This is a genomic window from Methylobacterium sp. J-059 (assembly GCF_022829485.1).
Taxonomy (GTDB): Bacteria; Pseudomonadota; Alphaproteobacteria; order Rhizobiales; family Beijerinckiaceae; genus Methylobacterium.
Map to the genome: position 1 here is coordinate 169,470 of NZ_JAKSYA010000117.1, position 11,707 is coordinate 181,176.

The window sequence follows — 11,707 nt, forward strand, 5'->3', positions numbered from 1 at the left end:
GCCTTTTCATGCGCGCACTCATCTGGAACGGCGTCAACGACCTGCGTGTGGAGACCGTCAAGGATCCCGAGATCGTCAATCCGCACGACTGCATCCTGCGGGTCACCATGTCGACCACCTGCGGCTCCGACCTGCATTTCATCGACGGCTACATCCCGACCATGAAAGCCGGCGACGTGATCGGTCACGAGTTCATGGGCGTGGTCGAGGAGATCGGACCCGAGGTGAAGAAGGTCAAGAAGGGCGACCGGGTCGTGGTACCGTCGTTCATCACCTGCGGCCAATGCTGGTATTGCAAGAACAAGCTTTCTTCGTTGTGCGACAACACCCATCCCAAACCGGAACTGCAGGAGCCCGTCTTCGGGTACCCGACCGCGGGCATCTACGGCTACACGCACGCATTCGGCGGCTATGCCGGGGCGCACGCCCAGTACGTGCGCGTCCCCTTCGCCGACAACGACTGCTTCAAGGCGCCGGATGGCCTCCCGGACGAGCAGGTGCTGTTCCTCTCCGATGCCGCTCCGACCGGCTACATGGGAGCGGATTTCTGCAACATCCAGCGCGGCGACGTGGTGGCGGTCTGGGGCTGTGGCGGCGTCGGGCTGATGGCGCAGAGGAGCGCCTTCCTGATGGGGGCCGAACGGGTGATCGGGATCGACCGTCTGCCTGAGCGGCTCCGGATGGCGCGCGAGCATGTCGGCTCCGAGACCATCAACTACGAGGACGTCGACAGCGTCCTGGATGTGCTCAGGGAGATGACCGGAGGCAGCGGACCCGATGCCTGCATCGACGCCGTCGGCATGGAGGCGCACGGGACCGGCCTGCAATACGCCTACGACCGCGCCAAGCAACTCACCCACATGCACACGGATCGCGGCCAGGCGCTGCGGGAGGCGATCCTGGCCTGCCGGAAAGGCGGAACCCTCTCGATCCTGGGGGTCTACGGGGTGATGGACAAGTTCCCGGTCGGCGCGATCATGAACAAGGGTCTCACGGTTCGCACGGCCCAGCAGCACGGGCAGGCCTACATGGATCGTCTGCTTGCCCACGCCCAAAAGGGCGAGCTGAACCCGTCGTTCCTGGCGACGCACCACTTCTCGCTCGAAGATGCGCCGCGCGGCTACGCCATGTTCAAGCACAAGAAGGACGGCTGCGTCCGCTCCGTGTTCGTTCCCTGACGGCGCCTTTGCTGCACATCAGACCTCGAAACCTTAACATTTGCACGGGAGCGAACCATGCGAGCCCTCGTCTGGCACGGGATCGCATGCAGGTCTCGGCGGACGATCGGCCCCAGCAGGGCGAGGTGATCCGCATCGACCGCGACGGCGTGCTGCTCAAGCTCTTCGACGCGAAGGTGGAGGTCGGCCTGGACATGCTGGCCTACCGGGTCGGCGCCCGCGACCCTCGCCCCTGCGAGGCGTGGAAGGGCCGGGTCGTCGACGCCCTCGGGCAGCCCGTCGACGGGCTGGGCGACCTGCCCGCCGGCGAGCATCCGATGCCGCTCGACGCCGACCCGCCGCCCGCGATGCAGCGGTCGCGGGTCGAGCGCCCGCTCAGGACCGGGGTACGGGCCGTCGACCTGTTCACGCCGCTCTGCGCGGCGCAGCGCATCGGCATCTTCGCCGGATCGGGCGTGGGGAAATCGACCCTGCTCGCGATGCTTGCCCGGTGCGAGGGGTTCGACACCGTCGTGGTCGCCCTGGTCGGCGAGCGCGGACGCGAGGTGCGCGAGTTTCTCGAAGGCCCGATCCAGGCGAGCCGCGCGCGATCCGTCGTCGTCGTCGCGACCGGGGACGAGAGCCCGATGATGCGTCGTCAGGCGCCGAAGACGGCCATGGCGGTCGCGGAATACTTTCGCGACCGCGGGCAATCGGTTCTGCTGATCGTGGATTCCGTCACCCGCTTCGCCCATGCCGCGCGGGACGTGGCCTTGGCGGCGGGCGAGCCCCCCGTGGCGCGCGGCTATCCGCCCAGCGTGTTCGGCGATCTGCCGCGGCTCCTCGAACGGGCCGGGCCGGGCATCGAGGGCGGCGGGACGATCTCGGGCATCTTCTCGGTCCTGGTCGATGGCGACGACCACAACGACCCGGTGGCCGACAGCATCCGCGGCACGCTCGACGGCCATATCGTGCTCGACCGGGCGATCGCCGACCAGGGCCGCTATCCGGCGATCAGCCTGCTCGGCTCGATCTCCCGGCTTGCCGACCTGGTCTGGACACGGGAGCAGAGGGACCTCGTCCGCGCCCTGAAGAACCTGATCATGCGCTACGAGGACACCCGCGACCTGCGCGTGATGGGCGGCTATCACGCCGGCTCGGACCCGGAGCTCGACCAGGCCATGATCGTCATTCCGAGGATCTACGCGGCCTTGCGGCAAGACCCCTGGCAACCCGCGAGCACCGACGCCTTCGCCGAGCTCGCAGCGGCACTTCGCGATTAGCGCCGTTCCCGTTCGATCCGCTTCCGAACCTGCGACGGCGAAGGCCTCCGCGCACGCGTCGGCGGCGACGTCGATGACGAGGCGGCCTTTCGCAGCGGCGAATCCTCGTCGGCCGGTGCCGTTGATGCGTCGCGTCGCAGGCCTATGAAGCTCGCGCGTCTAAAATATCTTCGGCGTTTCCCGCCCGTCGAATTGTGCACGAGAGGCGCGAAGGACGAGATGTCGCCGGTCCTATCGATCCGCATCTGAGCTCGGCGCCCTATGTCGACAAATCTCATCATGCGAGATCGCGACCATGTGGTATCTCTACGGCTTCGTGCTTCTCGCCGGCGTCGCCAACGCCGTCCAGGCCGGGCAGAACGGCGCGCTGTCGAAGGGCTTGGACGAATCGTTGACGGCGGGCCTGATCGTCGTCGCCGGCACGGCCACCTGCATCCTCGTGGTCGGCCTGCTCGCGGGCAAGCTCGCGTGGCCGACGGTGGCGCAGGCCGCGGCGATGCCGTGGTGGGCGTGGCTCGGCGGCATCCTCGGCGGATGCATCATCCTCGCGCAGTTCGTCGTCGCGCGTCGAATCGGTGCGGCTCCGTTCCTCGGCCTGCTGGTGACGGCGGGCGTGACCACTTCGATCGTCCTGGACAATTTCGGCTGGGTCGGGTTCGAGCGCCATCCCGCGAGCCTTTGGCGCATCCTCGGCGGGGTGCTGATGGTCCTCGGCGTCGGGCTCGTCGCGCTCTTCTAGATGCGAAACGACGGATGCGCGCGAGGTTGTACCCGCGCGCATCCGTTCGATCGGTTTGCGCAAGGATTCTCAGGTCGGCTGAACCTCGGTGTCCTTGACCTCGGGATCGTCTTCCGTCGGGACGTTGGGCTGGGGCTGCGGATCGGCCTCGATGTCCTCCTCGGTCGCCGGGACGACCTCGTCGAGGCGGGCGGGATCTTCGATCAGGGCGCCGGGATCCTCTCCCGGCATCGGCGTATCGGCGTGGATCATGGCAGGGCTCGTTCTTCGAGGGACGTTCTCTGGGGGAACGTTGGGGAAGCGTTCGGGGGTGAAGCCGTTCCGGGGATGCTAGGCGGCGTCGGCGTCGTCGGCATCGAGGATGCCGTCGAGGTCGCCCACCAGCGCGTCGAGCTGCTCGGACGTCGAGCGGATCTTGAACCGCGTCCCGTCCTCAGCCTCAACCGCGATCTCGACGTGGTCGCCGACCTTGGCCGCCAGCGCCTGCTTCAGGATGTACGTCGTCACGTCTGCCTTGTCGGCCATGCCAGTTCCTTCACGTTCGCCGCGGGCAACGCCGCACCGCTCGCTTCGTCGGTGCGGCAGAACCTCGCGGCACCGTGCCGGGGATCACTTTCGGCGGCACGGCATCTCGTCGGCGGCGATCAGGGCCTGGGCGATCGCCACCGTACGGCGGCTCTGATGGCGGATGGCATCGAGATCCTCCGGCCGCGGATCGGCGTTCTCGGCTCCGACGATGGCCGACGCGCCGTAAGGGGAGCCGGCCTCGAGCATCGCCTCGTCGGTGTAGCCCGGCGGGAGGATGACCATGCCGAAATGGGCCATCGGCGCGTAGAGCGACAACGTCACCACCTCGGATCCGCCATGCGGCCACGAGGCGACGGCGAAGGCGCCACCGACCTTGCCCGACAGCGCGCCGCGCTTCCATTGCGGGCCGAGCCGATCGAGAAAGGCCTTCAGCTCCGTGGCCATCGCGCCGAAGTAGCACGGCGTGCCGAACAGGATCGCGTCCGCCCACTCCGCATCCTCATGGGTCGGCTCCGGATAGAGCGCGTTCTGTCGCGCGGCGTTCTCGGCCCAGCCGTCGACCTTCGCCATCGCATCGGCGTCGACGACCTCGCGGGCTCGACGCAGGCGCACCTCGGCGCCGGCCGCACGCGCCGCGTCGGCTGCGCCCACGGCCAGCGCTTCGACCGAACCGGAGCGGGAATAGAAGGCGATCAGCACGCGGGCCGGATCGAGATCGGATTGGGACACGATGATTTCCTCTTCGAGATCACTCGAAGTAGGGCCGGAAACATCCGTGGAACCGAGAGCTGCCAAAGGGCCGCGCCACGATGACGTCGATCCGAACCGTCGCGGCGAATGTTGCAGAGACCCGGCGCGAGGTTTGCCCGTCGTGCCGGATCGACGGTCGATAGCGCCACAGGGGCGGACCTATCGCGCGAGCCGCAAGTTACTTGCTCGATGTCCGGCAAGATCGGACGAGCGAGGTTTCACGGTGGCAGAACAACTCTCTGGGCAGTCCGGTCGACAGGGCAAGCGCGGCAAGCCCGCACTCTACGTGCTGGTGGCCAGCGTCGGGCTGATGATCGCGGCCCTGGTCGGCCTCATGGTGTGGCAGGGAGCCAGCGCGCCGCCCGATTATGCCAGCCAGAGCCAGGCGGCCTCGCGGGCGGAGGTCACGGGATCGACGACCGGCAAGGACGGCGGCACGTCGTCCGCGAACACCGGCGCCGTGCCGGCCGGAAATCCGGCCTACCCGCAGCCCGCGAAGCGAAACGCCAACTGAACCGCACTCGGATCCGGGCGTTCCCGGTGCCGACGTCCAGCTTGGGAAAACCCGCAATGACCCTTCGTTCCGAAACGCCCCCCGCCCCGGGCAACCTCGATTTCGGCGAGGCGCCGGACAGCGAGAATCCGACCTCGGCGCAGCTGAAGGCCGACATCGACAGCGGCCGGACGGGCGACAAGGCGAGCCACGGCGATGTCGGGGCGGCACCGCTCGGAACCTGCGACGAGGCCGGGGATACGCCCCCGACCCCGCAGCGGATCAAGCTGGCCCGCGAGACCGAGGCGGCATCCGAGCAGGTTCGGGCGGCGGCCGACGTTCACGGCGAACGATCCTGGGTCATGCCGGTGTTCTACAGCGCGATCGTCGCCATCCCCGTGGTGATCGGCGGCGCACTGCTGTTGCTGCGCTGACCGACGGGATGTGTGTCGGCGCGCTTGGTGCCGAGCACGCCTCGACCGACGATCGGCTCGGCAGGACGGACGGTGTTGGGTACGCTTGGTCGAGGAAGATTTTCGGTCAGCCAAGGACCTCGCGATCAGGAACATACGATCGTGATGCCGGAGCCTTTGTAGATGAGGTGCACCCGCCGAAACGGCGTGATCCGGTCGCCCGATGCAGCCGCCGGTGTTTCGCATCACCGACCGTGGCCGCTCTCACGTGACGGGTACCAGCCTTCGGGTCGGTCGGCGGGCTTCGCGTGCTGCTTGCTCGACCGCTCACGGTCGACCGCGAGCGAATTTCAGGACATCGGCCGTCATCGGTATCGCAGCCGGTGCATCGCCCTTTCCCTGTCGGGTGAGATCGACGAACCGCACGGATTGAGCTTTTCCGAATGGTGACGCCGAAAGCAGGCTTCGAATTCCAAGAGCAGCGACGATATTCATGATGCGCGAAGCTGCGTCTGCCTTCACGCGACCATGCGGCCAATGCGAGCGAAGCCGGCAACCAAAGACGTCGACTTCTGTTGGACAACCATGCCGGTGAAGCGCGACCTCGACCATTCCTTCGTTCTCGTCGTCGAAGACGACGACCTCGTGCGCATGTACGCGGTCGAGATGCTGGAGGATGCCGGCTTCGCGGTGATCGAGGCCCGTCAAGCGGACGAGGCCTGGTTCATCCTGCACGAGCGCTCGGATATCGCGGCGATCTTCACCGACGTCGACATGCCGGGGACGATGTGCGGCGTCACCCTGGCCGGACGCGTGTCCGCGGCCTGGCCGGACATCCGGCTCGTCCTGACCTCGGGGCGGCACCGGCTCGCCGACGCGGAGGTGCCGGACCACGGCCTGTTCGTGCCGAAACCCTACAAGGCAGCCCAGGTCGTCGACGCGCTGCACCACGCGGCCTGAGATCGACCGGCCGCTCGGCCGACTGCATGGCTCTCATCTGATTCTGCGCGGGAACAGCGCCCGCGATCGTCGCATCACGCGATCCGTCGCGGCGCGCCATCCCTGGGATTCGCCCCGATCGCGGAGCGGTTTTCAATCGATCACCTCGACGATGCGACGGGTGCCCGGCTCGACCAGCACCGGATGGTCGTTGACGATGGTGTAGTTGAAGCCCACGAGCTCGAACTCGCGAGGAACGTCGTAGTAGACGATGCCATCCTCCGGCAGCACGGTCCCGACGCGAACCGGGCCGCCATAAGCGAACGACGGCCGTCGCTCGGCGTGGGCGTAGATCCGGAAGCGTTCGCGGCGGTCGATCCCGAGGATGCCGTTGGCGGTGCCGACGGCCGCACCGATCGCGCCGCCGACGACGGCTCCGAGTGGGCCGGCCATCTCCTCGCCGCGCCGCGAGCCCTCCCGTGCCCCCTGTTGCAGACCCTGCGCCTGCGCGGCCGTGCCGAGGAGGACGAGGAGTGCGGCCGAGGCCAGGGGGTGACGCATCGAATCGATTCCTGAACGAGTGGCGTCCGACGGCGAGAGTCCGCGAACGCCGGCACGGTAGCACCGATCGCGCCGGAGCCGGTGGCGAACGTCATCGACCCGCGAGACGAAGTCGGCGTCTTGCGGGTCGATGCGGCCCGGCGATGTCAACGCTGGCCGTTTCGCTCCTGTGCCGCCCGCAGCCGATCGAGGAGGTCCATGGCCAGCGCGGCGCGTTCCGTCGGCTCGGTGACGGAGCGGCGCAGGACGACGCGGCCTTCGCGGACGACGAGGTCGTCCTCGGCCGGCATCGGCCCGGCCTTGATGCCGGGCCGGAGGTCGGCTGCGATACCCTGCGAGCCGCCGCTCAACCGGGCGACGCCGAGCGTACGGCAGGCCGCACGCAGGCGCCCGAGGGCGAACAGCGCCGAGACGGGTTCCGGCGAAGCACCGAAGCGATCCTCGACCTCGCTCGAAAGCGCCTCGATCGCTTCGATGTCCCGGAGGCGCAGCAGGCGGGTGTAGAGGCTGAGCCTGATCTCGGGCTCGGGCACGTAATCGCCCGGGATGCCGCCGGGAAGCCCGATTTCGATCTCGGGGCACCAATCCTCGGCCTCCTCGCCCTTGGCGAGGCGGAGCGCGAGCTCGAGAAGATGCCGGTAGAGACCGAGGCCGACGAGCTTGGCGTGGCCGGCCTGATCCTCGCCCACGAGATCGCCCGCGCCGCGCAGGTCGAGGTCGCGGGCGCTGATCGCGAAGCCTGCGCCGAGACGGTCCATCGCCTCCAGCGCCCGCATGCGCTGCTCGGCGGCCGGGCTCGGGGGGGCATCGGGATCGAAGAGCAGGTGGACGACGCCGCGGCGCTGGCCGCGCCCGACCCGGCCGCGCAGCTGGTGGAGCTGCGCCAGCCCGAACTTGGCCGCCTCCCAGACCAGCATCGTGTTGGCGCGCGGCACGTCGAGCCCGCTCTCGATGATCGCGGTGGCGAGGAGCACGTCCCCGTCGCCGTCGGCGAAGCGCACCATCGCCTCGTCCATCTCCGACGGTTTCAGGCCGCCATGCGCGACGACGACCTCGAGGTCGGGAACGAGGGCGCGCAGGCGCTCGGCCATCGGCTCGATATCCTCGACGCGAGGACAGACCACGAAGCTCTGCCCGCCGCGCCGGTGCTCGCGAACGAGCGCGTCCTGCAGGGTATCGGGATTGAACGCGGCGACGATCGTGCGGACCGGCTGACGCAGCGCCGGCGGCGTCGCCAGGATGCTGAGGCTCTGAAGGCCGACGAGGGCGGATTGCAGCGTGCGCGGGATCGGCGTCGCGGTGAGCGTCAGCACGTGGCCTCCGCCGGCGAGACGACGCAGGTCCGCCTTGGTCTTCACGCCGAAGCGCTGTTCCTCGTCGATCACCGTGAGGCCCAGGTCGGCGAAGGCGACGCCGCGCCCGGCCAGGGCGTGGGTGCCGACGGCCAGCCGCACCGTGCCGTCGGCGAGGCCCGCCTTCACGCGCCTGGCCTCGGCCGGGGATACCAGGCGGGAGAGTTGCGCCACCGCGATGCCGAAGCGGCCGAAGCGTCGGCGCAGCGTCTCGGCGTGCTGGCGCGCGAGCACCGTGGTCGGCGCGATGAGCACCGCCTGCCGCCCGGCGAACACCGCTGCCGCCAGCGCGCGCAGGGCCACCTCGGTCTTGCCGAAGCCGACGTCGCCGCAGACGAGCCGGTCCATCGGCACTCCGGAAGCGAGATCCGTCGCCACGGCCTCGATGGCCGCGGCCTGGTCGTGCGTCGGCGGAAAGCCGAAACCGGCCGCGAAGCGCTCCATCTCCCGAGCCGGAGGCCGGATCGCCGGGACGCCCGCCTCGCGACGTTCGCGGGCCGTCTCCAGCATGTGGCGGGCGGTCCGCGCCATCGTCGCCTCGGCCTCTAGGCGGCGGCGGGCCCACGTGCCGCCGTCGAGCTTGTCCAGGGTGACGGCGCTCGGCTCGGAGCCGTAGCGCCAGATCCGGTCGGCCTGGGCGACGGGCACCATCAGGACGGCGTCGTCGGCGAACCGCAGGCGCAGGGCTTCCGTCGCCGGCCTGTCGCCGACCGCAGCGACCTGCTCCAAGCCCTCGAAGACGCACAGGCCGCGGTCGCGGTCGACCGCGACGTCGCCGGGGCGCAGATCGACCTCGCACAGCGGCAGGACGTGGCCTGCGGGACCAACCGGCGCGGCATCCGGGCCGTAGAGGTCGGCCGCCGCGATCACGGTGGCGCCGTCGGCGTGGAAACCCGCCCCGAGGGGCGCCTGCAAGGCGAGGACCTCCCCCGGTTTGGCCGAGGCCACCTCCGCCCAACCGTCGATCAGGCGAACCGCGCGGTCGGCCACCGCGGATGCTTCGCGCACGAGCCGGCGCAGCGGAAGCGTCGGGCCGGCCAGGACGATCCGCCGCCCGGCCTTCAACTCCGCGCGGAGCACCTTGGCGAAGGCAGCCGTCGAACGCGCGGCCCCCGCCAGGCTCGGCAGGGCGATGTCCTTGGCCGCGTCCCGGGTCGCCGCGGAGAGCGTCCGCGCCTCGACCGCCTTCGTCCAGTCCGAGAGCGACAGATACAAGTCGTCTCCGCGCCCCACGTCGCTCCGGCCGTTCCGCCCGGCGCGCTTCATCGCGCGCGCCTCGTCGATCTGTTCGAAGAAGGCGGCCATCCGCGCGGACGCTCCCTCCTCGACCACGAGGCCGGCATCGGGAAGATAGTCGAGGGGCGTCACCAGGCGCGGGTAGAATCGGGCGAGGGCGTGCTCCTGGCCGGTGAAGGGGCGCAGCCGCTCTTCCGAACCCGCGGCGAGGACGATCTCGGTGGCCGGATCGATCACGAGGCGGTCGACGTCTCCGACCGATCGCTGGGTGATCGGATCGTAGACCCGGATCGCCGTGACGCGGCCGTCCGCGTGCTCGATGCGGGACGGCCTGGCCGCGTCGGCCGGGAACACCTCGATGGTGCGGCCGCGCACGGCGACCTCGCCCGGCTCGTCGACGCGCTCGTCCACGACGTAGCCGAGACGGACCAGGGCGGCGGTGATCCGCTCCGGATCGATCCGGTCGCCGATCGCGAGAGGCACGTGCGCGTCGTCCCAGGTCGCTCGCGGCGGGACGCGCTGGGCGAGCGCCGGCCCCGTGGTCATGACGAAGTCCGGCGGCGCTCCCTTACCGCTCAGCCGGCGGAGCACCGCGGCGCGCGCTCCCATCGTCGCCCGGGACGGCGACGCGTGGTCGAACGGCAGGCAGTCCCATTCGGGGTAGACGAGGATCTCGGCGTTCGGAGCGAGCGCGCGCAGGACGCGGGCGAGGTCGTCGAGACGACGCGCGTCGCGCGCGACGTGCACGACCGGCTTCGACGCGTTCGACCGGCTCGATCCGGCCTGCGCAGCAATGTCCAGGAGCGAAACCGCGAGCGCCCCGATCGGGACGAGGGGGGCGTCGTCCAGCTGCGCAGGTGCCGGCTCTGCCACCTTCCGTCGACGCTCGGCCATTCCGCACTCCGTCCGCAACCCTTGGGACTCCGGCAACGCGGTTCGGTCCGGACCGGTCCCATCTGGAAGGCGGCTATTCACAGCTCAAGCGTGCGGCGTGCCGCCGCTCGCACCGCCCGCCGTCGAGCCCGCGCCACGGTGGCGCGGTCGCGCGGCAGGGCGTCGAACTAGCCGCAGCGTTAGGGCATCTCGGCCTCGACGTGGGCACGGAGAGGAGATGCCGCCAGAAGATCGGCTCCGCTCTTGGGGGAACGCACCGCACCGATCCACAAGCTATCCTATGTTAGTGCGAATCCCCTCCGAAGGTGCAGTTCTAGACCATCGCTGACTAGAATCCCGGCCGTCAGCGCCTGCGAGACGCTCGTGCTCCCGCCGTTTCCAGCGCGGCAAATCCCATGGCGGGCCACGACAACGACGTTCGTGCGGATGGCGAGGGTCGGCGCATCGACGGTGGACGCGCCCCGATCGCCCGGGCGCGCCCATCGATCACGGGACCGGGGCCGGGCCGATGAGCGGGCCGCCGTCGGCAGAACCGGAGGGCGTGCCGTGCTACCGGGCGATGATGTTCGGCGCGGACGGCCGGATGGTCCTGCAGGCCGTGATCGCCGCGGCGGGCGACGACGACGCCAAGGCGCAGGTCCAGGCCCTGGTGGATAGTCACGGTATCGATCTATGGGATCAGCTACGCTTCATCGCTCGGTTCGAGCCGGACCCGACGCCACCGCAAGTCCGAAACGCCGCGGCGCGATCCTCCGATCGCGCAGGGATGCAGATCAGGCCCAACGAAGATCAGTGAACGCATGGACGACGACGACGCACCGATCCCGATCGAGCAGATCCGGCAGCGGGCCTACGACCTCTGGGACCGCAATCACCGCCCCGAAGGCCAGGAAATGCGGTTCTGGGTTCTGGCCGAGCGGGAATTGAAGGCGGAACGGAAGAACCGAGGCGAAAACCGGAACGCCGATCCGCATCATACGTGAGGCTCCGGCACCCGGCGGCCCAAGGCCCCCGGACCGACCAGATCGTCCCGAGGGACGACCCGCTAGCCCCCTGCGGCGGTTTCTTCGAGGCGCTCGGCCGCGTACCGGGCGCGTGCCGCGCCGTCGCTCGCCGACCCCGTGCGCATGCACCAGTCGATGAACGCGCCCAGCTCGATCGGCACGCGAACGACGTCGACGCCGCTGCGCTGCACCTCACGCTCGACCTGCTCGGCGGAGATGCGCCACGCCTCGTACGACGCCGGCAGCTTGGCGCCGTCGACGAGGCCGTGACGGAGCGCGTCGTAGTGCTCGGGGCCGTACCACGGCAGACCGACGCGGCGCGGGCGACTCATCGGGTACCCTGTGTGTGAAGCGGTCG

The 11,707-nt window shown here is 69.7% G+C and carries 14 protein-coding genes; 8 read left to right on the forward strand and 6 right to left on the reverse strand.

All coding sequences use genetic code 11. The annotated features are described in order from the left end of the window. The first annotated feature begins 8 nt into the window (after nucleotides 1-8). The 3 genes from MKK55_RS16610 to MKK55_RS16620 all read left to right on the forward strand — a co-directional run bounded on the left by MKK55_RS16610 (nucleotide 9) and on the right by MKK55_RS16620 (nucleotide 3,179). Nucleotides 9-1,178 (forward strand): zinc-dependent alcohol dehydrogenase, encoded by a 1,170-nt coding sequence (locus MKK55_RS16610; protein WP_243936488.1) that lies wholly within the window; start codon nucleotides 9-11, stop codon nucleotides 1,176-1,178. An 8-nt stretch (nucleotides 1,179-1,186) separates the two neighbouring features. Beyond that, nucleotides 1,187-2,440 (forward strand): FliI/YscN family ATPase, encoded by a 1,254-nt coding sequence (locus MKK55_RS16615; RefSeq protein ID WP_409566079.1) that lies wholly within the window; start codon nucleotides 1,187-1,189, stop codon nucleotides 2,438-2,440. Between the two features lie 295 nt (nucleotides 2,441-2,735). Further along, a complete protein-coding gene (locus tag MKK55_RS16620) occupies nucleotides 2,736-3,179 on the forward strand; it encodes a DMT family transporter (RefSeq protein WP_243936490.1) in 444 nt (147 codons plus the stop codon). A gap of 69 nt (nucleotides 3,180-3,248) precedes the next feature. Here the strand turns inward: MKK55_RS16620 and MKK55_RS16625 are convergent, their stop codons facing one another. The 3 genes from MKK55_RS16625 to wrbA all read right to left on the reverse strand — a co-directional run bounded on the left by MKK55_RS16625 (nucleotide 3,249) and on the right by wrbA (nucleotide 4,436). After that, nucleotides 3,249-3,431, reverse strand: coding sequence for a hypothetical protein (locus MKK55_RS16625; RefSeq protein ID WP_147726123.1), 183 nt, complete (start codon nucleotides 3,429-3,431; stop codon nucleotides 3,249-3,251). A gap of 78 nt (nucleotides 3,432-3,509) precedes the next feature. After that, complete coding sequence (locus MKK55_RS16630; protein ID WP_147726124.1) at nucleotides 3,510-3,704, reverse strand: hypothetical protein; 195 nt, start codon at nucleotides 3,702-3,704, stop codon at nucleotides 3,510-3,512. A gap of 84 nt (nucleotides 3,705-3,788) precedes the next feature. Next, entirely contained in the window at nucleotides 3,789-4,436 is a 648-nt protein-coding gene (wrbA, locus tag MKK55_RS16635) for an NAD(P)H:quinone oxidoreductase (protein WP_243936492.1), read from the reverse strand. 244 nt (nucleotides 4,437-4,680) lie between these two features. Here wrbA and MKK55_RS16640 point away from each other — a divergent pair, with 244 nt between their 5' ends. From MKK55_RS16640 to MKK55_RS16650, 3 genes are all read left to right on the forward strand, one after another. Next, nucleotides 4,681-4,971 (forward strand): hypothetical protein, encoded by a 291-nt coding sequence (locus tag MKK55_RS16640; RefSeq protein WP_147727702.1) that lies wholly within the window; start codon nucleotides 4,681-4,683, stop codon nucleotides 4,969-4,971. A 56-nt stretch (nucleotides 4,972-5,027) separates the two neighbouring features. Beyond that, complete coding sequence (locus MKK55_RS16645; RefSeq protein ID WP_147727701.1) at nucleotides 5,028-5,384, forward strand: hypothetical protein; 357 nt, start codon at nucleotides 5,028-5,030, stop codon at nucleotides 5,382-5,384. A 564-nt stretch (nucleotides 5,385-5,948) separates the two neighbouring features. Further along, nucleotides 5,949-6,323 carry a response regulator gene (locus MKK55_RS16650; protein WP_243936494.1) on the forward strand — a complete coding sequence of 125 codons (375 nt, stop codon included), beginning with the start codon at nucleotides 5,949-5,951 and terminating at the stop codon, nucleotides 6,321-6,323. Nucleotides 6,324-6,455: 132 nt separating this feature from the next. Here the strand turns inward: MKK55_RS16650 and MKK55_RS16655 are convergent, their stop codons facing one another. Both MKK55_RS16655 and MKK55_RS16660 read right to left on the reverse strand, forming a co-directional pair. Continuing rightward, nucleotides 6,456-6,863 carry a DUF1236 domain-containing protein gene (locus MKK55_RS16655; RefSeq protein ID WP_147727699.1) on the reverse strand — a complete coding sequence of 136 codons (408 nt, stop codon included), beginning with the start codon at nucleotides 6,861-6,863 and terminating at the stop codon, nucleotides 6,456-6,458. A 146-nt stretch (nucleotides 6,864-7,009) separates the two neighbouring features. Next, nucleotides 7,010-10,345, reverse strand: a complete 3,336-nt coding sequence (locus tag MKK55_RS16660; RefSeq protein WP_243936510.1) for a DEAD/DEAH box helicase — start codon at nucleotides 10,343-10,345, stop codon at nucleotides 7,010-7,012. Between the two features lie 508 nt (nucleotides 10,346-10,853). On the opposite strand from MKK55_RS16660, the gene MKK55_RS16665 reads away from it, so the two are divergent. Continuing rightward, nucleotides 10,854-11,141 (forward strand): hypothetical protein, encoded by a 288-nt coding sequence (locus MKK55_RS16665; RefSeq protein WP_243936511.1) that lies wholly within the window; start codon nucleotides 10,854-10,856, stop codon nucleotides 11,139-11,141. 4 nt (nucleotides 11,142-11,145) lie between these two features. Then, entirely contained in the window at nucleotides 11,146-11,328 is a 183-nt protein-coding gene (locus MKK55_RS16670) for a DUF2934 domain-containing protein (protein ID WP_147727696.1), read from the forward strand. A gap of 62 nt (nucleotides 11,329-11,390) precedes the next feature. On the opposite strand, the gene MKK55_RS16675 is transcribed toward MKK55_RS16670, so the two are convergent. Beyond that, the gene (locus MKK55_RS16675) at nucleotides 11,391-11,681 is read right to left on the reverse strand and encodes a hypothetical protein (RefSeq protein WP_243936513.1); all 291 of its coding nucleotides are present in this window, start codon (nucleotides 11,679-11,681) and stop codon (nucleotides 11,391-11,393) included. Nucleotides 11,682-11,707: the final 26 nt, after the last annotated feature.